The following is a 22,099-nucleotide window of genomic DNA, read 5'->3' as shown; positions in this document are numbered from 1 at the left end:
TTCATCTTTATATCCCAGTGCCACTATGCTCAGCACTCCGTAATTTTCCGGTATGTTCAAAACATTTCTCACTTCAGCCTCAGATTCACCAATATCACTTTGTCTCTTTCTCATTTGAATCCACACTGAGCCCAGTCCCTGTGCCTCAGCTTCAAGCTGAATCAATATAGAGGCTATGGACGCATCTTCCACCCAGACGTCGCTTAAATCGCTGTCTGCAATTACAGCTATGGCACATACTGCAGTATCAAGTCCATTTGCACCTTTTGCCTTGCATTTTCTGAGCCTCATCATAGTATCCCTGTCTTCTATTACTACAAATTCAACAGGCCTCTTATCCTTTGATGAAGGAGCCAAAAGTCCTGCCTTTATTATTTTCTCTATTGTATCCCTGGGAATTTTTTCTTCCTTGAACTTTCTTACAGTCCTTCTTCTTTTCAGCAAATCAAGCATAATTTTCTCCTCGTAAATTTCATCTATAATAACGCCAATTAATCATTTGAACATAAATATTATATCAAATTAATAAACTTATAACAACTCACATGATTTTTATTTCTGCAGAGAATGTACCTAGCACTGAATTTGCAGGCATAAGTTTTTTATGTCTATAAAAATATCTGCATAATTAATATCTTTAAATTCAATCAATATTTTCAGATTAAATACGTCTTGTCCTACAAATTTTCTTGCTAACACATTTGAAGTGTGGTATAAATAATACATTAAACTTTAATGCGTTAAAAAAATAAATTTAATATGTATTTATAATGCGTACACAGTTGCATTAAATTGCTACACTGTCGGTACACAATATGATTAAATATACTTTTTTTAACGTCATACCTGAAAGGACAATCATATGAAAACAACAAAACTACTAGCATTTTTATTGGCAATGACCACAATTGTCACAGTCGCAGTCGGATGTACTGCAGACAAAACAACTAAGGAAGCAGCGGCAGAACCTAAGAACCGCCTTGAAGCAATAATCGAACGCGGTTACATTGAAGTTGCAACCGAGCCATATTTTGCTCCTTATGAATTTATCGATCCAAGCAAGAAAGGCAACGAGCAATATGTTGGAAGTGACATTAAACTTGCCCAGTATATTGCAGACGAACTTGGAGTTGAACTTCACATAGTTCCACTTGAATTTTCTGCAGTTTTAAGCAGTATAACAGAAAAAAAATAACGACCTTGCAATTTCAGCTTTGTCATACACTCCCGCAAGAGCACAGGCTATGAACATGTCAAATGGATATTATTTTGCTGAAGGCGGTGACGGCCATGGCCTTCTCATAAGGGCTGAAGATGCCCAGAACATTAAAAGTGCTGAAGACGTAGCAGACAAAGTTATCGTTGCACAAAGCGGTTCCCTGCAGGAGCTTTATGTAAATGAACAAATACCGAAATACAAGGAATTCAAACGTGTTTCATCCACAACTGACGGTTTTTTAATGGTACAGGAAAAAAAGGCAGATGTATGCGCCACAAGCATACCAACTGCTCAGCTATATATAGAAGCAAATAAGGACAGCGGACTCATGGTTGTTGACAGCTTTGAATTTTATGTTGATGAAAAAACATCAGGAACAAGAATCGGTATTCCTTTAGGCGAAGAGGAACTTACAGATAAAATCAACGAAATAATAGATGAAGTGGTAAATGACGGCACATTTGAACAATGGCACGAAGAATACACTAAGTATTCAAAGGAACTTGGTCTGTAATCATTTGGAGCTTTTGATTTTTTCAGCTTCTCTAAGATCCAGCGCAATGACAATAAGGAGATAAAAATGTTTCAAACTATCATAGATTTATGGATTAAATATGACTACGTGTATATGAACGGTTTGTTGGGAACTTTGATTTTAGCGGCAATCACTGTCCTGGTTGCCACAATCATCGGAACAGTGGTTGCAATTATGAAGCTGTCGAAAATAAAAATTTTGGATTGGATTACCTCTTTGTACATTGGAATACTCCGTGGTACTCCAATCCTTCTTCAGCTTTATTTTTTCTGGCTGCTTCTGCCTAAAATAGTCCCTTTTGAACTTTCGGATACAGCATGCATCATAATAGCACTCATAGTAAATGCAAGCTCATATGTTGCAGAAGTAATACGTGCAGGAATTCAAGCAGTGGACAAAGGCCAGACAGAAGCAGCTAAGAGCCTGGGTCTTTCCAACTACAACACAATGAGAAAAATAATTCTTCCTCAGGCAATAAAAAACATTCTTCCTGCCCTGGGCAACGAATATATTACAATGGTTAAACAAACTTCACTGGCATCGGTGTTTTTTGTGCAGGAACTTATGACAGCATACAAGACTGTACAATCTGCAACATTCCTTGCAATACCTTCACTGATTATTGTAGGAGCCATATACCTTGTTGTAACAACTGTATTGACAAAAGCTCTCACCATGTTTGAAAGGAGGCTCAAAGTAAATGAGCAATAAGGAACTTATACGCGTTGAAGATTTGTGCAAATCATTTGGAAAACTTCAGGTTCTTAAAAACATCACAGAAAGCATTCATGAAGGAGAGGTTGTGTCCATAATAGGCCCTTCAGGAAGCGGCAAAAGCACATTTTTGCGCTGTCTGAACCTCCTTGAAAAACCAACAGGAGGTAAAGTTTTTTTGAAGGCGTAGACCTTGCTGACAAAAAAGTCAACGTAGACAAGCACAGACAAAAAATAGGAATGGTTTTTCAGCTGTTCAATGTTTTTCCTCACCTTACGGTGCTTGAAAACATAACTCTGGCTCCCATACTTGAAAAAAAAGTTCCTGCTGCTGAGGCAGAAAAACAAGCCTGCGAGCTTTTGGACCGTGTAGATCTTCTTGATAAAAAGAATGAATACCCTACAAAACTGTCTGGCGGACAAAAACAAAGGCTTGCCATAGTCAGGGCTCTTGCCATGGAGCCTGACGTTGTACTGTTTGACGAGCCCACAAGCGCCCTGGACCCCGAAATGGTTAAGGAAGTTCTTGATGTAATTAAGGATCTGGCAGTATCAGGAATGACAATTGTGATTGTAACTCATGAAATGGCTTTTGCCAGAGAAGTGAGCGACCGTGTCTTGTTCATGGCAGATGGTATCATACAGGAACAAGGAACACCGGATTATATATTCGACCATGCAAAAAATCCTAGAACAATAGAATTTTTAAGCAAGGTTCTTTAAGAGGAGGATACAGTGACTGATTTAGAATTTATAGAAAAAATAATTGATGAAAAAAAGCAACTGATTATTGATGTAAGCCATAAAATATGGAACTTTGCAGAGCTTCCCTATGCTGAAACAAAATCAGCTTCACTTTTATGTGATGTGCTGCAGCAGGAAGGCTTTAAAATAACTTTAGGAGTTGCTGAAATTCCAACAGCCTTTACTGCTGTATTTGGAACAGGTGCACCTGTTTTCGGATTTCTCGGAGAATATGACGCGCTTGACATTTTAAGCCAGGAGGCAGGAAATCCTCATAAATGTCCAATAAAGGAAGGTGCTCCGGGACACGGCTGCGGACACAATCTCCTTGGAGCAGGTTCCCTTGGTGCTGCTCTTGCAGCAAAGGATACTTAAAGGAAAATAATCTTAATGGAACAGTTATTTATTACGGCTGTGCTGCAGAGGAAGGGGCAGGAGCAAAACAGTTCATGGCCAGGGCAGGACTTTTTAACGGCGTTGACTTATTTATACATGGCATCCGGCAACAACAAACGAAGTTCAGTCCGACCGTTCTGTTGCAATAATGGGAGCTAATTTTGAGTTCAAAGGGCTCACTTCTCATGCAGGCGGTTCACCCCATTTAGGAAGAAGCGCCCTTGATGCTGCAGAACTCATGAGCGTTGGCGTCAACTACTTAAGAGAACACATCATAGACCAGGCACGAGTTCATTATGCTTATGCAGATGCAGGAGGAACAGCTCCAAATGTTGTTCAGGACCATGCTCTTGTGAAATATGAAGTTCGTTCACCTAAGGTAAAGCAGGTTAAAGAATTGTTTGAACGCGTTGTGGATGTTGCTAAAGGTGCAGCTATGATGACAGGAACAACAATGAACTATGAAGTAACAATGGCATTTTCTGATTACATAACAAACAGTGCTCTTGCAAAAGTTGCAGATGAATGTCTTCAGGAAATTGGTGCTCCTAAATGGGATGATGAAGATTATGATCTTGCAAAACTGTACCTTTCATCATACAACCAGAACACGCTTAATAATATCAAGGAAGAAATAGCTGAAATATATGGTGACAACAAAGTGGAAGAAATTCTGGCTAATCCACTTGACAGCATCATTCATCCATATGATGAGAAGAACAAAAAATACAGCACCGGCTCCACAGATGTGGGAGATGTGTGCTATGCTGTACCAACTCTTAACTTTCTCATTGCAACAGCATGCGTTGGAAATGTTGGGCACACATGGCAAATGACAGGACAGTCAAACAGCAGCATATCAGACAAGGGACTCATAACAGCTGCCAAGGCAATGGCATTAGCAGCCATAAGAACCATGAACATGCCTAATGTTATAGAAGAAGCAAAAAATATAGTGCTGAAGCAAAATGGGGGCGCTTACAGCTGTCCTCTTCCCGACTATGTTGAACCACCTATAGGAAGATACTAAAATAAATGCCGCATACATGCGGCATTTATTTATTCAGACAACTCCTTAAGATCTTCAAGTACTTTCTCCACATGATTATTTACTTTTACTTTGGAATAAATTTTTCTTACTATTCCTTGTTTGTCAATTATGAAAGTTGTTCTCTCAACACCCATGGTCTTTTTACCATACATGTTTTTTTCCTTCCACACATCAAAGGCCTTAATAACTTCTAAATCAACATCACTGACAAGATCAAATTTCAAATTGTTTTTTTCTGTAAACTTCTTATGACTGTCAAGACTGTCCTTGCTTACTCCCACAACAACTGCTTCGAGTTTTTCAAATTCATTCAGGTGTTCGTTGAAATCAACGGCTTCATTTGTTCAGCCTGATGTCATGTCCTTGGGGTAAAAATAAAAAACTACATTTTTACCTCTAAGATCAGATAATTTAATTGTTCTTCCGTTTATCTCCAAAAATACATCCGGAGCAGCATCCCCTATATTTATCATTATAGCCTCCTTTTTTTATGATATTATAACATATTCGTGAATATTTTGAGAAAAATAATTACATACTTTAAAACAAACAAATAATATTTGGAATAACTACTATTATATGTTATAGTTAATGAACTATGAAAACAATTTTGATGAACGGAGAATATCATTGAGAAAAATTATAATATCAACAGAAAGCGGGTCCGACCTCCCTTTGGACCTAATTAAGCAGTACAATATTCAGGTTGTTCCAATGCATGTTATAATGGACGAGCAAAATTATCCAGATGGTTCAATACCTGTTACCATGGTTTACGATTATTACCAACAGACAAAAAAAATACCCTCCACATCGTCAACAAACCCAAATGAATATGAAAGTTTCTTCCGCAAAATTAATGAAGATAACCCAGGCTGTGCAATAATTCACATTGCATATTCCTCAAAAGCTTCAAGCACATATCAAAATGCTTCCATAGCAATCAAGGAATTTGACAACATTTACTTGGTAGACTCCATGAATGTGTCGGGCGGTGAAGCTGCAATTATTGTAAAATCAGCTGAACTGGCAGAAAAAAGCACTTGCACGGAACCAGAAAAACTAGTTGAAGAAATAAAAACATTTGTATCACGAGCACGTGCCTCCTTTATTCCGGGAAATCTGGAGTACTTAAAGGCAGGTGGACGTGTATCAAACGCTGCATATCTTGGAGCATCTCTGCTACAGCTTAAGCCGCTCATAGAAATTATAGAAGGAAAATTAGTATCTACAAAAAAATTCCGCGGTAAAATGAGACGTATAGCAGAAGATTACATAAACGAAATTATAAACCATTACAATTTAGAAAAAGACAGAATCTTTCTTTTGTATTCTCTTGGCCTTGATGAAGAAATAAAAGTGCAAATGGAACAGATTGTGAAAGAAAATAATTTCAATAAAGTTCAATGGATACAGACCGGATGTGTAATTTCCACACACAGCGGACCAGGAGCAATTGGAATAGCAGGTTTTGAAATTCAGTAATACTCATCATTATCAACATGAGAATCATTTAATACATAAAAGAATGCATTAATGTCAAACATTAATGCATTCTTTATTATTGTTTTTCTCTTATATACAATGCATCCGGATTAATCCAGTAATTTATTCTATCTTCACGGGTATCCAAAGAAATGCTGAGGTCCCTTAAAACAAGCATTGCTTCAACTTCAGGAGTTTCAAATTTAATACTCATGTCATCAAGGGGTACTTTTTGCGAAGATTCCATGTTCCCAGGAGGATATTTTTCGATAATCTTGTCAATATATGTGTTCAACTCATCCTCTATAATCGCTCTGCTGTTTAGCATAATTTTTAAATCCGGTAAATTGTCAGGAGGAGTATAGGTCCAATAAATATCATAAGTTCCCCTTTTTCCTTTTACTGTTATTCCTCCATCCTGGTTTTTTTCGTAATAATCCTGGAAGCTTACAGCCCAGTTATAGTTGCTCACATCAACCGCCACCTGCTCACGATACAGTGAGGTGCTCATATAAAAACCTGGAGATCCTTCATAAAAATCATCAGGCTGAGGCCAAATTTGATCAAATCCCATTTTTGATTTAAATGTATTGCTGTTTTGAAGATCTCTGTCAAACCATGATGGCAGATTTGCTTCATTGGTACCTGCAAGGAAACTTACAGCATCAGTGATTGATTCCCTGACATTCTTATCAGGTTCAGCTGCTGCCGGAATCAAATTGCCTTCTTCAAGCATGCCCTCATTATTAAGAAGATTTTCAAGTCTGTTTATTTGGGCAGTTATAGGAAGTGCGTTGTATCCCACAAAAGGCAGGACTGTTATTGCGGCCAGAGAACAAACAACTGCAACAATTCCTATATGAGCATTTGACTTTTTAATAATTAAAAGTAATGCTGCAAAGAGAGCTGCAACCCAAACCACAATGAAGAAATATTCAGTTGTTTTAAGTCCGTATTTTTGAAGCTGCAATATAAAAGCCCAAGCTTCAAAGGCCAGGATAAAAAGCACAGCCACAGGATAAATTTTTTGTTAAAATTTAGCTATAGCCGTTTCATTGTGAGTAACCATAATGTGAAGCCATATTCCGCTTACTGCAAAAGACGTTGCTATTGAAGAAAGTCGAATGAAATTTGCTCTCATTCCTCCTACGATTGTCTTGCCTGCCCAAATCAATAGCACAACTGTCATTGCAAGGACTATGGGCACCATGATGTATTGAAACAACACCTCAACGAACCTTGGCTGTTTCTGGGCTACAGCACGGTGTTCATCAACATTACCCTTGCTGAAATCCGGAAAATACCCAAGAAAAATTGTGAAAGCTAAAAAACCGCTTATAGTTCCGATATACATGTAGACTTTGCTGCTCATTTCCCTGTAAAGCAGTGCTCTTATGGCCCCTGCAACAGCAGATGTTCCGCTCATAATAACTATGCCGTAAAGAATGGCAATAAAAAATGCCTTGTGCGTCATGAAATACGAATGAGCAAAATCTGATTGGTCTTTTGGATATCCTGCCATAACAATAAATGTCAGGAAACTTACAAGCATTAAAACTCCCACTCGGGATGCAGCAATTATTGAAATTGTTTTATAACGGATTCCAGTAAATTCAGGGTCAGTCCCGCCAAAAGCATATAAAAGCAGAAAAGCTGAAGCTGCAGCTAAAACACCCACAACATTTGCTGTCATGAAAGACTTTTTGTCCCCTATGCGGCTTTTCGCAGCTGTTATTGCAGCCAAACTCAATATTGCTCCAAGTGCAAATGCCCAATGGAGGCAGTTAAACAGAAAATTGTAGGCTTCCTGCTCAGGCCAGTCAAGATGAATCCTTACAATTGTAACCAGTGAAAAGGCCAGTGCATTTGCAATAGCAGCAGGAAAAGTTTGAAAAGATTTTACTGCACCCTTTTGAATTTGCGAAACAGCTCTTTTTAAAACATTCATAATTTTCACCTCCCGATCTAGCAATACTGTCTACTGATCTTTTTTCTTTTTCTTAATAAGCTCCGGCTGTGTCATAACCGGTCTTTCATAAGTTATCGGAACATATGTTGTTACATCATCTGTTTTTTTCTTTTTCTTTCTTTCTTCTTTTTTAATATTTTTATTTGCCATATTAGTATCCTTCTTTCTTATATATTTTAAATTATTACTCCTACATTATACCATAAATGTTGTAACTATAAAATATTGTATTGAATTATAAAAGCATTTTTAATATATTTACCCTGAATGCACTATCCTAAACAATTAAGTATTCCCGCTTTTATGCTATTAAATTTTTTAAAAAAATTAATTTAATTGTAAGTTTCACCGATAATGTGGTAAAATAAAAGCAATCAAGGTAACATGTAAAGGAGAACATATGAAAGAAATTAGCGGAGTAGAAAAACAAAAGAAACTGGTTAATGTTGTTTTGGATGAAAAAGATGTGCCGGTTCTTATAAAAGATATTGAAGAAATGGAATTTGAAGACACAAAGTATAAGAGCAAGGAAAAATTTGAATACGACAAAAAAATAATTCTAGAAACACCATGGAATGTAAATGTGGTTCTACAGAATAAAACAAGCAAAATTAGCGAAATAATCGACATTAATCTTCAAAGAAACGGAATTGAAGACGTAAGCTGCAAAAGGATATTTTCTGCACTCAGGGCAAAGTACAAATCTTCTCCTAACCTGGACGACAATGAAAGAGCAGAATTAATATAGCGGGATGACCGCTTATTTTTTTGTAAAGATTTAACAAAAAACCTGCCAAATAAGGCAGGTTTTATATACTTATAATCCTCTTCCAAAAAGCGGCTGACTTTCGGTCTTCCTCTGAAGAATCATCTTCAGGTGAGATTTTTCTTCCTTAAGTATTATTTCCATTTCATCTTTGGCAAGATCAGGATAAAGCCTTTGAAGTTCGGTCACAAATATGACAGCATCTCTTTCGGACTGCTCTGCCAGTTCGAATATCTGGCTCTTGGTAAATATTTTTTTTGCTTCTTCAATAAGTTTCTCATCAAAAAGAACATTGTTTTCAACCAGCAAATCCATGTACTGGGCATCTTCATCATCTAAATCAACTTCTGCATTTTTTTCGAATCTTTCAAGCAGCGCATTGTAGATTTTTTCATGCCTTTCTTCGTCCTTAGCCAGCTTTTCGAAAAACTGTTCCCCAATTCTTGCTTCAGCAGCTATTGCCCTGTATAATTTTGCTGCACTTGCTTCATTTTCAGCAATTGTTTTTAATAATTTTGTTCCATTCCATTTAACAGACATAATATTTCCCCTTTCAGATATTTGATTACCTTAAATTTATACCCGAAAAATATTATTAAAACATCATTATAAGCTTTATGAAACAATAATAGAGCTCTACAAGTTAAAACTAATTTATATTATCCAATGCCTGTTTTATATCGTCAAGTATGTCATCAATATTTTCAATGCCCACAGAAAGTCTCACAAGTCCAGGTGTTATACCTGCTGCAACAAGCTGGCTGTCAGTAAGCTGTCTGTGAGTGGAGCTGGCCGGATGCAGTACACATGTGCGTATGTCTGCAACATGGACCTCATTTGATGCAAGCTTTAAAGAATCGATAAATTTAACAGCATTTTCTCTGCTTCCTTTTATTGATAATGAAATTACACCGCTTGCCCCCTTAGGAACATATTTTTTTGCAAGTTCGTGATATTTATCTGTTGCAAGTCCCGGATAATTTACAAATTCAACTTTTTCAGATTTGCTTAAATAATCCGCAACAGTCAATGCATTGCTGCAGTGTCTTTCCATTCTTACTGCAAGAGTTTCCAGTCCAAGGTTTAAAAGGAATGCTGCATTGGCAGAAGGATATGCTCCTATGTCCCTCATCATCTGCACTCTTGCTTTTGCTATGTAAGCTGCCTTGCCGAAGTTTTTAGTGTACACAACACCGTGATAAGATTCATCAGGTTCTGTAAATTCAGGGAACTTTCCGCTTGTCCAGTCAAAGTTTCCGCTGTCCACAATTACTCCTCCAAGCTGGACAGCATGGCCATCCATGTACTTCGTGGTTGAATGGACTACAATATCTGCTCCGAATTCAAAAGGTCTGCAAAGAACAGGTGTTGCAAATGTGTTGTCAACAATCAGCGGCACATTATTTTTGTGAGCAATGTTTGCAAATTTTTCAATATCAAACACAGAAAGTGCAGGATTAGCTATAGTTTCTCCAAAAACAGCCCTTGTGTTTTCCTTGAATTCCTTTTGAATTTCTTCTTCTGTGGCATCCGTGCTTACAAAAGTGCACTCTATTCCAAATCTTTTTAAAGTTACAGCAAAAAGATTTATTGTTCCTCCGTATATTGTAGATACGCTGATAAAATGGTCACCGGCTTTGAGAATATTCAAAAGACTTATCATTGAAGCAGCTTGTCCTGATGTGGTGCACATTGCTCCCACTCCCCCTTCAAGAGCGGCAATTTTAGCTTCAACTGCAGCAACTGTGGGATTTGAAATACGTGAATACATGTGTCCTTCAGCACTAAGGTCAAACAGCTTTCCTATATGTTCAGTTGAATCATACTTGTATGTGGTTGATTGATATATGGGAAGAGCCCTTGGTTCTCCATTTTTAGGCTGGTAGCCTTCATGAAGCAGTTGTGTTTCAATTTTCATTTATTACCTCCGGTTGAATTTACTTTCCCATTGGATAATTGACGTAGCGCAATTACAATGAAGGAATATATTGTTGAACATTATATCACGATGTGCTATTTTCATCAATATACATTTTAAAGTATTTATATGTATGTTTATGATGCCCATTTGAAATATATCATCCTAGTATCGCACACAATTATTTCCAACTGATATTTTCCGGTATTCTTAGAGCCTGATGTTTTATAATGGGAACATTGTATTTTTCGCCGAGTTTTCTCACAAGATCCTTGTAACATCCTTTTAGTTTGTCGTGAAAAACAATGCCGTCAATTCCTCCTATAATTGATTCTATGCATGCAGAGAGTTTTTCCTCACCTTGTTCATTTTCGTATTCGCCGGAAACAAGCCACTGGTTTGCCACAATATGTGAAATACCGAAATATTCTTTCCCATCGTTCCAGGAAGTGTGTACTGATTCGGCAAAATTCGGATCAAAATGAATGCCGCCAACACATAGTAAATTATGAAGCTTTATGTCATGATCAAAAACATGCAACAGTGAACGAGCTAAAATGCTGCATGCCTGTTTGTTGGACCAGCTATCTTCTTCACTTCCTACTTCTATGTCAACCATTGGAACATTGTATTTAAGGATCAATTCCGGGTCGCCTGTTCCGTCATGGACTCCTGACCAATGAGTAGCTTCAGTTACTACCTTAAAATCTTCAAGTCCTATATCTTTTCGTAATTTTTCCATTGAAATCACTAGATTATGATTGTACAAAGGATTAGCTGGGCCGTAGCAGCCTGATGATACATCTCCTATTGTGTGTATTGTTAACACCCTTTCAGGCGCATTTGTTCCTTCATGCCATGTTACCATTCCTGACATATCAAAGTCACCGAAATGTTTGTTCATATCAGGCAAAAATCTGGGATAATCACGGCATATAGCAATATCACTTGGAGCAAAATAATATTCATTGTTTTTTTCATCAGTATACTTCATCACTTCTTTGCCATCAAAAGTGAAACCTGCAGGATGAAGATATCCTTCTTCTTTTAAAATATCCCAAACAATAAAGCTCACATGCCCCCAATCTTTATGGTCACAAATATAATATACAGCTTTTCTTCCTTTTGTCATGTCGTTCCTCCCTATCTTTTCTTTTTATATTACTGCAGTCACAATACTTTTTCAACATCATCATTATAAAAATATAGTAATCTTAATCTCAGCATAATCAATTTTCTCTGCAGTGCATATATTATTGGTATATATAAATATATTTCCATTCAGATGTGCAATTATAATACCGCTTACTGCAAGGAGGTTAAAATGACCATCAAAAAAGCAAATAACCTTAAGCCTTACAAGGCTAATAATATATTGATTAAGAAAACAAACACAAATAAATCTGGTTATGTCAGAATAAGGACTGTTACAGAACTTGGAACAGCTCCCGTAGAAAATGCTTCTGTAACTATATTTTCCACACTGGATGAAACGGTTCCTCTGGACACGCATTTGTCAGATTCATCCGGAAATGTTCCCGTTTTCATGGTGCCGGTATCCTATGACCCGGAAGATATCAAAATGGATCCTGTATATTATTTTACAGAATATGATATAAAAGTATCTCATGATAATTATTATAATGTATTTATATATGGCATACAAATTTTTCCTGACATAACAACAGATTTTGACATCAACCTTACAAAAATGCCGCCTGAAAGCATTCTTCCCAGCAGAGAGCGAATAATTCGAATTCCCAGAATAGATTTGTAATATAGTTTGCAATATAAATTTAATTTTAAAATTAGTGAATGAATTAAATTAATAAAAACATCTTCAAAGGGAACTATATATTTGGAGGTGATTTTTTTGAAATTGAAAGAAATAATGTCAACTGACATTGTAAGTTTAAATCAAAATGATTCCATTGAAAGTGCAGCTCAGCTTATGAAGCAATACAATATCGGTTCAATACCAATAACCGGTCAAAATGGTGTAATCGGTATAATAACAGACAGGGATATTACATTAAGGGCTGTGGCATCCGGTCAAAATACCAGCCGCCAGACTGTTGGAGAAGTAATGTCAACAAATATTGTATCCGGACGCCCTGATATGGATGTACATGAAGCTGCAAGAATTATGAGCGAAAATCAGATAAGAAGGCTGCCGGTTGTTGAAAACAGAAGCCTTGTAGGAATGGTTTCACTGGGAGATATTTCAGTTGAGCCGCAACTTCAAGACAATGCAGAACAGGCACTAAAAAACATATCAAAACCAGCTGACAACTCTTTTATCTAAAAAAAAGAACAGAGAATTATTTCTCTGTTCTTTTTATTGCTATTGGAATGAAATTGCTCCTGTAGGACAGACTCTCAAACACTTGCCGCACTTAACGCACTTCTTAAGATCTATTTTAGGAGCTTCATACTTGTCCTGTGTCAACGCTCCCACCGGGCACGCCCTAACGGAAGGACATCTGTGATTTTGAGGGCACCTTGTCTTGTTTACCTTCAGAGTTTTATCTTTTAAATCCCTTGGATCCACTTCATTTTTTAAGAAAAAATCAAATAATGACATATTAACTCCTTTAAATAATTTTTCTAAATTATAACCGTTCATTATTTCTTTTTCTGTGATTTAATCACTTAAAGTTTGATACTACGGCTATTACGAGCTATATCAGTTTAGAATATATGAATATTAAACATTTTAAGAGGGACAATACTGTAAGTATATAAGAACGGAGTGATTAAATGCAGTGGTATGAATTAACATTGAGGATTTTTGCATCTTACCTGGTACTTCTTGTAATGACCCGACTCATGGGTAAAAAACAATTGAGCCAGCTTACGTTTTTTAATTATGTAACAGGCATAACTATTGGCTCCATGGCTTCGTCCCTGGCAACAGACAATAATCTGCAATTTGAGCATGGAATATATGGTTTAATTTTATGGTCTTCATTGACCGTATTGATGGAATATCTTACTTTAAAATCATTAAAAATCAGGTACTGGACAGATGGTCGTCCAACAGTCCTCATTAAACACGGTGCAATTGTAAAATCAGCACTTCAAAAAACCAGGTACAATATGGATGAACTTAATATGATGCTGAGAAAAATAAATATATTCAACATGGAAGAAGTTGACTATGCAATTCTTGAAAACAACGGTGAACTGACTGTTTTAAAAAAAGTTGAATATCTTAATTTTACAAAAATGGATTCAGGAAAATCATTTAAACCAAATAAAAGCTTCCCCACTGAAGTCATAAACGGAGGAAAAATCAACAAGGATACACTTAATGAAATGGGATTGGATATGAAATGGCTTGAATTTGAAATAAAAAAGAAAGGTTATGAATTAGATGACATATTTTATGCTGAAATTGACAGCAGCACAGAACTTTTTATCATGCCTGTGAACAAGGATGATTACTCATAGACAGCAAAAAAGTTATGGCATTTTGTCATAACTTTTTTGAATTTTGCGGTTTTTTATTTTTTATTGAATAATAACCTGCAATTGTAACTGCAAGTGAACTTAATGAATCGACAATGAAATCCTCCATTGTATCCATAAGGGCTGCGTGCCCCACGAGTATGGTTCCATCAGCCAGCATATACTTCTGCATGTTTGTAGCTAAAATTTCATCTGCCAGAAACTCATATATTTCCCACACAGCACCGGAAGCCAATGCAAAACAAAAGGCAAATAAAGCCACAAAGAAAGGACTTAAGTCAATATGTGTGTGTTCAGAGTCATTTAGAAAACTCACAAGGCTGAATCCCAAAGCACCAAGCATTGCTCCACTGAATGCATGAAGAATTGTATCCCAGTTTGGAATCAAGTAATAAAAATTTCGCACTTCCCCCAGGTAAATTGCACAGTACAAAAATATAAAATAAATTATTTCCATATTGTTAGGTATGTCTATTGATGCTTTTTTTTCAACTATTGAAGGTATAGCCATAACTACAATTCCAAATATACACTGAAGCAGCATGAGAACATAGTCGCTTCTTACTTTTTCGTACATTTCTAATGACGTTCCCGTAGGGGAGTAAATAATTTTAACTGTTGCATATACTATTGATAATAATAGGGACACAAATACCATTATGCCGACTATTTTTTTCCACTTGTCTCTATCTGAAACTTTATTATTCATATAATACCTCTATGTTATTATTAGATTATCACAATATTCAACGTCTAATTATATTATATGATATTTTATTTTCTGTTTTCGAAAAATCCGTTTTTTTGTGCTGTTTCAAGTGCTTTCACAACATTCACATGTATAGGGCCATTTCTTGTTATTTTAAATATGAAACGCTGTCCTTTGTAAAATTCTATTTCTCTTTCCCCGTCAAGAGCAATGGTACCGCTGTCACCTGCCACATACTCGTACTCCTCATCAAGATTAAGAATAACAGGCTCACTTACAGAAACTTCTTCAAGCATTCCTGCTGCAATTGGAGCTGTTACCGTGCCCTTATCTGTGTTTACATCTAAATATGCTCCACAATCATCATGCTGATGTATTATTCTCTTGCATCCTACTATAGATGAAAATCCAATTGAAGCCGGATGACTTCTTGTTACAAATATTTTTTCAATGCTTTCCATATCCCATATGGCTCTGGAGCCCACAAAAGGATCATTTGAAATTACTGCATCAACGAGTGCAATGTCAACAAAATTTGAATCCCTGTATATTTCTATTCTTTTGTCAGTTATTGCATAGCTTTCTATTTCAAAACGATTTTGAGCAACTGCTGCAGCCGCCATTCCTGCAATTGTTCCCTCAAGCATTTCGGGATATGCGTTGTTTGTACCGGTTGATATGGCTATTAAGGGAGTTTTCTTAATTGCCTTGGCAATGGCCCTGTTTGTTCCGTCTCCTCCCAATGAAACAATACATCCCACATTATTTGATTCCATAAACTCCGCTGCATTGACCGTATCCTTCATGCTGTTGAAAGTAATGGTATCTGTTAGATCAATTTCACATTTTAATTCCTTGCTGGTTCTTAACTTATCTCTTACTTTAAGTCCCATTTTGTGAGAATCATTCATCATATATACAGTGTCAACGCCCAATGATTGAGCTCCAAGCACTATTCTTTCCACAATATTAATTTTTTCACTGTTATCTATAACAGTGGCATGAGAAACCAGTCTTCTTATATCTTTTCCTGAAACAGGATTTGCTATTATGCCGATGGAAGTCATATTCCCTCCTATGTTGTATAAGTTTCTTACATATTATCACAATAAACTTAATATTTGCATAACTTTTTTAATTATTCCATAATAAAAGCAACCTGTTTACAGATTGCATAGTTTAATGACAAAGCTGTTTCAATTAATATATTGGTAACTGTCAGTGAATTTGAAATCAAAGTTGTAGGGTAGAGCTACTGCTCTCCCGAAAAAATCAATTTTATGTATTAATAACCCCGGGCGGACACAAGATCCGCCCCTACAACTTGAGTAAATTAGGTTTGTCAATAGTCGAGCAACCTGCATACAGATTGCCATATTAATTTTATTTTGGAATATGGATTGCATTTCCATATACTGCATGAGCTGCTTCAAGAAGAGATTCTCCAACTGTAGGATGTGCATGAATGGTTGAAATTATTTCTTCAACTGTGGCTTCAAGCCTTATTGCCAAAGCTCCTTCTACAATAAGGTCCGTAGCTCTGAGTCCTGACATGTGAAGACCCAGTATCTCGCCTGTAGTACCATCAGCAACATATTTTACAATTCCTTCTGTCTGTGCTTCTATCATTGCTTTTCCGTTTATATACATCGGAAAAACTCCTGTTTTTATGTCATAACCCATGTTTCTTGCCTGTTCTTCTGTAAGCCCCACTCCTGCCAGTTCAGGATGAGTATAAACACAATATGGAATTGTTTTAAAATCAATGTCAGGATGCTTCTTCATAATTGATTCAACTGCTACAATACCTTCTGCTGAAGCAACATGGGCAAGCATTACCCCTCCGTTGCAGTCTCCTACAGCATATATATTTTCAATATTAGTCTGCATGAATTTATTAACAGAAACAGCTCCTTTTACTGTTTTTATACCCAGTTCTTCAAGTCCCATGTTGTCAGTGACAGGTTTTCTTCCTATGGACAATAGTACTTTTTCTGCCTCAAAAGATTTGTCACCGTTCTTTGAAGAAGTGTTCACAATAAGATTTTCTGCTGATTTTGAAATTGAAACAACTCTGGTGTCTGTGTATATTTCAATTCCGCTTTTTATAAATTTATCCTTAAGGGGTTTTACTATATCCCTGTCCATGTTTGCCACAATGTCTGGGAGCATCTCAACTATTGTAACCTTACAACCCAATGTTCCATAAACCTCTGCAAATTCGGCTCCTATTACTCCCCCTCCTATTATGACCATGCTTTTTGGAATTTCCTGCAAGGAAAGTGCTTCATCGCTTGTAATCACCCCCGGAAGGTCAACTCCCGGCAAAGGAATTATCACAGGCTTTGAACCCGTAGCAATAATTGCATAATCAAAATCAACTGTGACATTTGATCCATCCGATGCTTTTACAAGAATTTGATTTTTGCTGATGAACCTTCCTTCTCCTGAGATTTTTGAAACGTTGTTGTTTTTAAAAAGATTTTCAACTCCAGCCACAAGTTTTCTTACTATTTTTTCTTTTCTTTTTTGAAGCTGTTTCCAATTGATTGCTGCATCAGATACATCTATGCCTATTTCCCTGCTGTCCTTTTTTATGGTTTCAAGCTGTTCAGCCGTGTGAAGGAGCACTTTTGTTGGTATACACCCTTTGTTTAGACATGTTCCCCCAAGGCGTTCTTTTTCAATTACCGTAACCTCCGCTCCCAGCTGAGCGGCTCTTATGGCTGCAACGTATCCTCCGGGTCCTCCTCCTAAAATTGCTATTTTCATATTATCCTCCTTAAAGCAAAAGCATTCCTGGTTTTTCAATGTATTGTTTCAATTTTGCCATAAACGAAGCAGCAACGGCTCCGTCTACAACTCTGTGGTCTGCAGTAAGGCTTAAATTCATCATAGGTTTAATTTTAATTTCACCGTCAACAACTCTTGCTTCTTCTTCAATTGTATTGACACCAAGAATTGCAACCTCCGGCTGATTGATAATAGGAGTAAATGATTCAATTCCAAACATTCCTATGTTTGTAATTGTGAATGTTCCGCCTGTTAGTTCATCAGATGTAAGTACATTTGTTTTAGCCTTTTGACCCAAGTTTATTATTTCCTTGGAAATGTCTTTTAGCCCCTTTACATTTGCATATTTTACAACAGGAACAAGAAGTCCTTCAGGCAAAGCAACGGCAACACCCATATTTACGTAATTGCGGATTATAATTTCATTGCCATCAATGGAACTGTTCAAAAGAGGATGTTCCAGAAGAACCATTGAAACTATCTTTACAAGAATATCAGTATATGAAACTTTAAATGTTTCTTTCAAGTCTTCCTTCAGTTGCTTCATGGCAGTTGTATCCACCTTCAGATTGTAGTTTACCGTTGGCGATGTCTGTACGCTTTCAAGCATTCTTTTGGCAATGACTTTGCGCATGGTTGTCATAGGCGCCCTTGTTTCCACTGGAGATGCATATTTAATAAGCTCTTCGCTGAGCTTAAAGTTAATTACATCGTCCTTCATGATGCGTGTTTCTTTTTGAATTTTGTTTGTGTCAACATCTAATTGTTCTGCAACAATTAAAGCTGCCGGAGAAACTTTTTTCTGTGAAGGCTTTTCAGCAAATGATTTAATGTCATCTTCTGTGATGGCACCCCCCGGTCCTGTGCCAACAACAAATGAAATATCCACTCCCAAATCCTGTGCTATTTTTTTTGCTCTTGGAGATATTTTTATTCTACCTCCAGCTGCCGGAGCTTCGGATTGTGCTATGGATGGTGTTTTTATTTCTTTATTGGCAACGGCATCTACAGTTTCTTCCTTCTTCAGAAGATCTGTTATGTCTTCATCTGAACTTCCTATAATTGCAACCGGTTCAAGGACATTTACAGTGCCCTCCCGCACAAGGATTTTTCTGAGTATTCCTGAAGATTTTGCTTCAAAGGAATTTGTCAATTTATCTGTTTCAACATCAAAAAGAACATCACCTGTATTTATTATATCTCCCTCGGATTTTTTCCAGTTTGTCAAAAATCCTTCGGTCATTGTCAGTCCCATTTTAGGCATTACTATATATTCAGCCATTTTACCTCCCAATATTATCTTGTAATAATCAAGATATTTAATTATTTAATAAAAAATCCGTTTTTCTGTGCAGTTTCAAGTGCCTTTACAGCATTAACATGTAATGGTCCGTTTCTTCTTATTTTAAAAACAAAGCGCTGATCCGCGGAAAATTCTATTTCTCGTTCTCCGTCCAATGCAATAGTTCCCCTGTTTTTGGTCATATACTCATATTCATCACTAAATTCAAGAATTACGGGTTCATCGACAGATATTTTTTCAACAATTCCGGCAGCAATTGGCGCTGTTATGAAAGATTCACAGTTGTTCATGTCCACATATGCTCCGAAATCATCGTGTGCATAAATAATTTTTTACATCCCACAACAGCAGAAAATCCTATAGAAGCAGGATGGCTGCGGGTTACAAATATTTTTTCTATTGTATCCATATCCCATATGGCTTTTGATCCAACGAATACGTCTTTGGAAATGACTGCATCAATCAGTGCAATGTCTTTCAGCTCATCATCCTTGTAAATTTCTATTACTTTATCCCTGGCAATGAAAAGACTGCTGTCATATTTTCCTGTTGCAACAGCAGCTGCTGCCATTCCCACAACTGTTCCTTCAAGCATTACAGGATATACATTATTTGTCCCTGTTGAAATGGTTATGAGGGGAGTGTTTTTTACAGACTTAGCCACTGCTCTGTTTGTTCCGTCTCCTCCTAATGTAACGATGCAGCCAACTCCTTTTTTTTCCATGTATTCAGCTGCATTTACAGTATCTTCCATACTGTCAGTGCGAATCATTTCTATTACTTCTATTTCACACTTCAATTCTTCACAAAGCTTTAGTTTATCTAAGACCCTGTATCCTATATTATAAGAATCAGGCATGATGTAAACTTTGTATACACCTAATGACTGAGCTCCAAGCACGATTCTTTCCACTATGTTTATTTTCTCGTTGTTGTCAATTACGGTTGCATGGGAAACAAGACGCCTTATGTCCTTGCCTGATGCCGGATTTGCCACAATACCTATGGAAGTCATCGCTCCTCCTTTTAAAACGCAGCATCGATTGCTCGATGCTGCATATGATTAAAATAATGATTTGACAGCAGCTTCTATATCCTTATGGTTAGGAAGCATGTATGTTTCAAGACTCATTGAGAAAGGAACAGGAGTATTCAATGCTCCCACTCTTTTTATAGGAGCGTCGCATTCGTAGAAGCATTCTTCAGCTATAAGTGAAGCAATTTCTCCTGAAAATGCTCCTCTTTTTACTTCTTCACTCACAACCACAACTTTGTGTGTCTTTTCAACTGACTTAAAGATTGTTTCTTTGTCAAGAGGATACAGTGACCTTAAATCAACAACTTCAGCATTGATACCATCCCCTGCTAAATCTTCAGCTGCCTTCATAGCGTCCATCACCTGTTTTCCATATGTTATGATAGTAACATCGGTTCCTTCTTTTTTAATGCAAGCCTTACCAAGAGGAACAGCCTTAAGTTCATCATCAACTTCACTTTTTACAGCATACAATGTCTTGTTTTCTATGAATATAACTGGATTGTCATCTTCAATTGCAGAAACCATCAATCCATAAGCATCCTGAGCATTTGATGGATAAACAACCTTCAGCCCCGGAACATGTGCAAGCCATGCTTCCAATGACTGTGAGTGCTGAGCAGCAGCACTCACTCCACCGCCTTCAGGAAGACGTATAACCATTGGAAGAGTAATTTTTCCACCGGTCATGTACCTTAACTTAGCTGCCTGATTCACAATCTGATCCATACCTACAGTTACAAAGTCCATGAACATAAGCTCTGCAATTGGTCGTAAGCCGCATGCAGCAGAACCTACGGCTGCACCTATGATTGCTCCTTCAGAAATAGGAGTGTCTCTCACACGTCTGTCTCCGAACTCATCAAACATTCCGGCGCTTACACCAAAACATCCTCCGAATTTTCCAACGTCTTCACCGAATAGAAGAACACTTGGATCATCCAGCATTTTTTTTCTCATTCCCTCTCTAATTCCTTCAGCATATGTCATTGTTCTCATCTTATTCTTCCCTCCTCAACTATATCAGTGTATACATCTTCTAAAGCTGATTCCAAGGCTGGCACTTTGCTGTTGTCTGCAAATGCATTTGCTTCATCAATCATATTATCAACATCAGTGTTCATTTTTTTTATTTCTTCTTCAGTCATTATGTTGTTTTCCTTCAGATAATTTTCCATCCTTGGGATTGGGTCTTTCTTAAGCCATGCTTCTAATTCTCCCGAAGGCCTGTATACTGTTGGGTCTCCTTCAAAGTGTCCCCTGAACCTGTATGTCTTACATTCAATGAGCGTAGGCCCCTGTCCTTTTCTTGCTCTTGCAACTGCTTCACCAACAGCTTCATAAACTGCAAACACATCGTTGCCGTCAACTGTAACTCCCGGCATGTTGTAAGCCGTTGCTCTTACAGATACATCAGTAATTGCCTGATGTCTTGCCTGGCTTACGGAAATTCCATATCCGTTGTTTTCGCATACGAATACAACCGGAAGTTTCCAGATGCTTGCCAGGTTCAGCCCTTCGTGGAATGTGCTCTGGTTTGTTGAGGCATCCCCAAAGAAGCATACGCATACCTGATCTGTTCCTTTATATTGAATCGCAAGTCCCGCTCCGGCTGCAATGTTATGTCCTGCTCCAACTATTCCGTTAGCCCCCAGTATTCCCTTTGATGCGTCAGCTATGTGCATTGAACCGCCTTTACCTCTGCAATAACCATTTTCTTTTCCGAAAAGTTCAGCCATCATGAAGTTTAATTCTCCACCCTTGGCAATAATGTGGCCGTGGCCTCTGTGAGTGCTTGTAATGTAGTCATCTTTTCTTAAATTTGCGCAGGCTCCTGTAGCAACAGCTTCCTCACCAAGATAAAGGTGAACAAATCCCGGAATTTTTCCCTCAGCAAACTTATCCATTGCTCTTGTTTCAAATTTACGAATTTTTAACATGGTCAAATACATTTCTTTTAATTGCTCATTTGATATTTTCAAAATATTAC

General features: G+C 37.3%; 27 protein-coding genes and 1 pseudogene. 11 read left to right on the top strand and 17 right to left on the bottom strand.

What is annotated here, in order from left to right:
- Positions 1 to 453: nitroreductase family protein (locus tag BN358_RS15160; protein WP_019229396.1), on the bottom strand; the 453-nt coding region annotated here is incomplete at its 3' end.
- A 409-nt stretch (positions 454 to 862) separates the two neighbouring features.
- On the opposite strand from BN358_RS15160, the gene BN358_RS28400 reads away from it, so the two are divergent.
- From BN358_RS28400 to BN358_RS27960, 6 genes and pseudogenes are all read left to right on the top strand, one after another.
- Positions 863 to 1,195, top strand: a complete 333-nt coding sequence (locus tag BN358_RS28400; protein WP_051011025.1) for a transporter substrate-binding domain-containing protein — start codon at positions 863 to 865, stop codon at positions 1,193 to 1,195.
- 49 nt (positions 1,196 to 1,244) lie between these two features.
- Entirely contained in the window at positions 1,245 to 1,733 is a 489-nt protein-coding gene (locus tag BN358_RS28395) for an ABC transporter substrate-binding protein (RefSeq protein WP_051011024.1), read from the top strand.
- Positions 1,734 to 1,799: 66 nt separating this feature from the next.
- Positions 1,800 to 2,465, top strand: a complete 666-nt coding sequence (locus BN358_RS15150; RefSeq protein ID WP_019229395.1) for an amino acid ABC transporter permease — start codon at positions 1,800 to 1,802, stop codon at positions 2,463 to 2,465.
- Positions 2,455 to 3,191: pseudogene (locus tag BN358_RS15145) on the top strand (amino acid ABC transporter ATP-binding protein). Before BN358_RS15150 ends, BN358_RS15145 begins: the two are co-directional and overlap by 11 nt.
- Positions 3,192 to 3,203: 12 nt before the next feature.
- Positions 3,204 to 3,587: a hypothetical protein gene (locus tag BN358_RS27965; protein ID WP_232233346.1), complete on the top strand. Its 384-nt coding sequence runs from the start codon at positions 3,204 to 3,206 to the stop codon at positions 3,585 to 3,587.
- Between the two features lie 169 nt (positions 3,588 to 3,756).
- A complete protein-coding gene (locus tag BN358_RS27960; protein WP_232233345.1) occupies positions 3,757 to 4,638 on the top strand; it encodes a peptidase dimerization domain-containing protein in 882 nt (293 codons plus the stop codon).
- Between the two features lie 29 nt (positions 4,639 to 4,667).
- Here the strand turns inward: BN358_RS27960 and bcp are convergent, their stop codons facing one another.
- The gene (gene bcp / locus BN358_RS15135; RefSeq protein ID WP_083851613.1) at positions 4,668 to 5,132 is read right to left on the bottom strand and encodes a thioredoxin-dependent thiol peroxidase; all 465 of its coding nucleotides are present in this window, start codon (positions 5,130 to 5,132) and stop codon (positions 4,668 to 4,670) included.
- A gap of 157 nt (positions 5,133 to 5,289) precedes the next feature.
- Between bcp and BN358_RS15130 the strand changes: the two genes are divergently transcribed.
- Complete coding sequence (locus BN358_RS15130) at positions 5,290 to 6,144, top strand: DegV family protein (RefSeq protein ID WP_019229392.1); 855 nt, start codon at positions 5,290 to 5,292, stop codon at positions 6,142 to 6,144.
- A gap of 76 nt (positions 6,145 to 6,220) precedes the next feature.
- On the opposite strand, the gene BN358_RS15125 is transcribed toward BN358_RS15130, so the two are convergent.
- Genes BN358_RS15125 through BN358_RS25695 form a run of 3 tightly spaced genes read right to left on the bottom strand, consistent with a single transcriptional unit; the run spans position 6,221 to position 8,263 of the window.
- The gene (locus BN358_RS15125) at positions 6,221 to 7,153 is read right to left on the bottom strand and encodes a hypothetical protein (protein WP_019229391.1); all 933 of its coding nucleotides are present in this window, start codon (positions 7,151 to 7,153) and stop codon (positions 6,221 to 6,223) included.
- Between the two features lie 21 nt (positions 7,154 to 7,174).
- On the bottom strand, positions 7,175 to 8,092 hold the full coding sequence (locus tag BN358_RS28540; RefSeq protein WP_019229390.1) for a DUF4153 domain-containing protein: 918 nt from the start codon (positions 8,090 to 8,092) through the stop codon (positions 7,175 to 7,177).
- 30 nt (positions 8,093 to 8,122) lie between these two features.
- Complete coding sequence (locus BN358_RS25695; protein WP_019229389.1) at positions 8,123 to 8,263, bottom strand: hypothetical protein; 141 nt, start codon at positions 8,261 to 8,263, stop codon at positions 8,123 to 8,125.
- Positions 8,264 to 8,513: 250 nt separating this feature from the next.
- On the opposite strand from BN358_RS25695, the gene BN358_RS15120 reads away from it, so the two are divergent.
- A complete protein-coding gene (locus tag BN358_RS15120) occupies positions 8,514 to 8,861 on the top strand; it encodes a hypothetical protein (RefSeq protein WP_019229388.1) in 348 nt (115 codons plus the stop codon).
- Between the two features lie 69 nt (positions 8,862 to 8,930).
- On the opposite strand, the gene BN358_RS15115 is transcribed toward BN358_RS15120, so the two are convergent.
- The 3 genes from BN358_RS15115 to BN358_RS15105 all read right to left on the bottom strand — a co-directional run bounded on the left by BN358_RS15115 (position 8,931) and on the right by BN358_RS15105 (position 11,929).
- Positions 8,931 to 9,419, bottom strand: a complete 489-nt coding sequence (locus tag BN358_RS15115) for a ferritin family protein (RefSeq protein WP_019229387.1) — start codon at positions 9,417 to 9,419, stop codon at positions 8,931 to 8,933.
- A gap of 109 nt (positions 9,420 to 9,528) precedes the next feature.
- On the bottom strand, positions 9,529 to 10,797 hold the full coding sequence (locus BN358_RS15110; RefSeq protein WP_019229386.1) for an O-acetylhomoserine aminocarboxypropyltransferase/cysteine synthase family protein: 1,269 nt from the start codon (positions 10,795 to 10,797) through the stop codon (positions 9,529 to 9,531).
- 181 nt (positions 10,798 to 10,978) lie between these two features.
- Entirely contained in the window at positions 10,979 to 11,929 is a 951-nt protein-coding gene (locus BN358_RS15105) for a D-aminoacyl-tRNA deacylase (RefSeq protein WP_019229385.1), read from the bottom strand.
- Between the two features lie 192 nt (positions 11,930 to 12,121).
- Between BN358_RS15105 and BN358_RS15100 the strand changes: the two genes are divergently transcribed.
- Both BN358_RS15100 and BN358_RS15095 read left to right on the top strand, forming a co-directional pair.
- Positions 12,122 to 12,574, top strand: a complete 453-nt coding sequence (locus tag BN358_RS15100) for a hypothetical protein (protein WP_019229384.1) — start codon at positions 12,122 to 12,124, stop codon at positions 12,572 to 12,574.
- Between the two features lie 96 nt (positions 12,575 to 12,670).
- Positions 12,671 to 13,102 carry a CBS domain-containing protein gene (locus BN358_RS15095; protein ID WP_019229383.1) on the top strand — a complete coding sequence of 144 codons (432 nt, stop codon included), beginning with the start codon at positions 12,671 to 12,673 and terminating at the stop codon, positions 13,100 to 13,102.
- A gap of 39 nt (positions 13,103 to 13,141) precedes the next feature.
- Here BN358_RS15095 and BN358_RS15090 read toward each other — a convergent pair whose 3' ends face one another.
- Positions 13,142 to 13,381: a 4Fe-4S binding protein gene (locus BN358_RS15090; protein ID WP_019229382.1), complete on the bottom strand. Its 240-nt coding sequence runs from the start codon at positions 13,379 to 13,381 to the stop codon at positions 13,142 to 13,144.
- A gap of 176 nt (positions 13,382 to 13,557) precedes the next feature.
- On the opposite strand from BN358_RS15090, the gene BN358_RS15085 reads away from it, so the two are divergent.
- Positions 13,558 to 14,250 (top strand): DUF421 domain-containing protein, encoded by a 693-nt coding sequence (locus tag BN358_RS15085; protein WP_019229381.1) that lies wholly within the window; start codon positions 13,558 to 13,560, stop codon positions 14,248 to 14,250.
- A gap of 25 nt (positions 14,251 to 14,275) precedes the next feature.
- On the opposite strand, the gene BN358_RS15080 is transcribed toward BN358_RS15085, so the two are convergent.
- From BN358_RS15080 to BN358_RS15045, 8 genes are all read right to left on the bottom strand, one after another.
- The gene (locus BN358_RS15080) at positions 14,276 to 14,977 is read right to left on the bottom strand and encodes a hypothetical protein (protein ID WP_019229380.1); all 702 of its coding nucleotides are present in this window, start codon (positions 14,975 to 14,977) and stop codon (positions 14,276 to 14,278) included.
- Between the two features lie 65 nt (positions 14,978 to 15,042).
- Positions 15,043 to 16,044, bottom strand: coding sequence for an ATP-NAD kinase family protein (locus BN358_RS15075; RefSeq protein WP_019229379.1), 1,002 nt, complete (start codon positions 16,042 to 16,044; stop codon positions 15,043 to 15,045).
- 316 nt (positions 16,045 to 16,360) lie between these two features.
- On the bottom strand, positions 16,361 to 17,749 hold the full coding sequence (lpdA, locus tag BN358_RS15070; RefSeq protein WP_019229378.1) for a dihydrolipoyl dehydrogenase: 1,389 nt from the start codon (positions 17,747 to 17,749) through the stop codon (positions 16,361 to 16,363).
- 10 nt (positions 17,750 to 17,759) lie between these two features.
- Entirely contained in the window at positions 17,760 to 19,052 is a 1,293-nt protein-coding gene (locus tag BN358_RS15065; protein WP_019229377.1) for a dihydrolipoamide acetyltransferase family protein, read from the bottom strand.
- Between the two features lie 41 nt (positions 19,053 to 19,093).
- Positions 19,094 to 19,363 carry a hypothetical protein gene (locus BN358_RS27955; protein WP_051011023.1) on the bottom strand — a complete coding sequence of 90 codons (270 nt, stop codon included), beginning with the start codon at positions 19,361 to 19,363 and terminating at the stop codon, positions 19,094 to 19,096.
- A complete protein-coding gene (locus BN358_RS15055) occupies positions 19,360 to 20,088 on the bottom strand; it encodes an ATP-NAD kinase family protein (RefSeq protein ID WP_051011022.1) in 729 nt (242 codons plus the stop codon). The genes BN358_RS27955 and BN358_RS15055 overlap by 4 nt, the downstream gene beginning before the upstream one ends.
- A 48-nt stretch (positions 20,089 to 20,136) precedes the next feature.
- A complete protein-coding gene (locus BN358_RS15050; protein ID WP_019229376.1) occupies positions 20,137 to 21,108 on the bottom strand; it encodes an alpha-ketoacid dehydrogenase subunit beta in 972 nt (323 codons plus the stop codon).
- Entirely contained in the window at positions 21,105 to 22,094 is a 990-nt protein-coding gene (locus tag BN358_RS15045) for a thiamine pyrophosphate-dependent dehydrogenase E1 component subunit alpha (protein WP_157593545.1), read from the bottom strand. The genes BN358_RS15050 and BN358_RS15045 overlap by 4 nt, the downstream gene beginning before the upstream one ends.
- Positions 22,095 to 22,099: the final 5 nt, after the last annotated feature.

This window comes from Sedimentibacter sp. B4, assembly GCF_000309315.1.
Classification (GTDB): domain Bacteria; phylum Bacillota; class Clostridia; order Tissierellales; family Sedimentibacteraceae; genus Sedimentibacter; species Sedimentibacter saalensis.
The sequence above is the reverse complement of the archived record's forward strand: the minus strand, read 5'-3'. Positions and strand labels throughout refer to the sequence as shown.

Excerpts from the sequence above, each read along its gene's own strand:
- BN358_RS15105 (WP_019229385.1), bottom strand. The coding sequence starts at position 11,929 with ATGACAAAAGGAAGAAAAGCTGTATATTATATTTGTGACCATAAAGAT.
- BN358_RS28400 (WP_051011025.1), top strand. The coding sequence starts at position 863 with ATGAAAACAACAAAACTACTAGCATTTTTATTGGCAATGACCACAATT.
- BN358_RS15120 (WP_019229388.1), top strand. The coding sequence starts at position 8,514 with ATGAAAGAAATTAGCGGAGTAGAAAAACAAAAGAAACTGGTTAATGTT.
- lpdA (WP_019229378.1), bottom strand. The coding sequence starts at position 17,749 with ATGAAAATAGCAATTTTAGGAGGAGGACCCGGAGGATACGTTGCAGCC.
- BN358_RS28540 (WP_019229390.1), bottom strand. The coding sequence starts at position 8,092 with ATGAATGTTTTAAAAAGAGCTGTTTCGCAAATTCAAAAGGGTGCAGTA.
- BN358_RS15150 (WP_019229395.1), top strand. The coding sequence starts at position 1,800 with ATGTTTCAAACTATCATAGATTTATGGATTAAATATGACTACGTGTAT.
- BN358_RS15090 (WP_019229382.1), bottom strand. The coding sequence starts at position 13,381 with ATGTCATTATTTGATTTTTTCTTAAAAAATGAAGTGGATCCAAGGGAT.
- BN358_RS27955 (WP_051011023.1), bottom strand. The coding sequence starts at position 19,363 with ATGAACAACTGTGAATCTTTCATAACAGCGCCAATTGCTGCCGGAATT.
- BN358_RS15065 (WP_019229377.1), bottom strand. The coding sequence starts at position 19,052 with ATGGCTGAATATATAGTAATGCCTAAAATGGGACTGACAATGACCGAA.
- BN358_RS15075 (WP_019229379.1), bottom strand. The coding sequence starts at position 16,044 with ATGACTTCCATCGGCATAATAGCAAATCCTGTTTCAGGAAAAGATATA.
- BN358_RS28395 (WP_051011024.1), top strand. The coding sequence starts at position 1,245 with ATGAACATGTCAAATGGATATTATTTTGCTGAAGGCGGTGACGGCCAT.
- BN358_RS15080 (WP_019229380.1), bottom strand. The coding sequence starts at position 14,977 with ATGAATAATAAAGTTTCAGATAGAGACAAGTGGAAAAAAATAGTCGGC.
- BN358_RS15115 (WP_019229387.1), bottom strand. The coding sequence starts at position 9,419 with ATGTCTGTTAAATGGAATGGAACAAAATTATTAAAAACAATTGCTGAA.
- BN358_RS15100 (WP_019229384.1), top strand. The coding sequence starts at position 12,122 with ATGACCATCAAAAAAGCAAATAACCTTAAGCCTTACAAGGCTAATAAT.
- BN358_RS27960 (WP_232233345.1), top strand. The coding sequence starts at position 3,757 with ATGGGAGCTAATTTTGAGTTCAAAGGGCTCACTTCTCATGCAGGCGGT.
- BN358_RS15110 (WP_019229386.1), bottom strand. The coding sequence starts at position 10,797 with ATGAAAATTGAAACACAACTGCTTCATGAAGGCTACCAGCCTAAAAAT.
- BN358_RS15055 (WP_051011022.1), bottom strand. The coding sequence starts at position 20,088 with ATGACTTCCATAGGTATTGTGGCAAATCCGGCATCAGGCAAGGACATA.
- BN358_RS15050 (WP_019229376.1), bottom strand. The coding sequence starts at position 21,108 with ATGAGAACAATGACATATGCTGAAGGAATTAGAGAGGGAATGAGAAAA.
- BN358_RS25695 (WP_019229389.1), bottom strand. The coding sequence starts at position 8,263 with ATGGCAAATAAAAATATTAAAAAAGAAGAAAGAAAGAAAAAGAAAAAA.
- BN358_RS15085 (WP_019229381.1), top strand. The coding sequence starts at position 13,558 with ATGCAGTGGTATGAATTAACATTGAGGATTTTTGCATCTTACCTGGTA.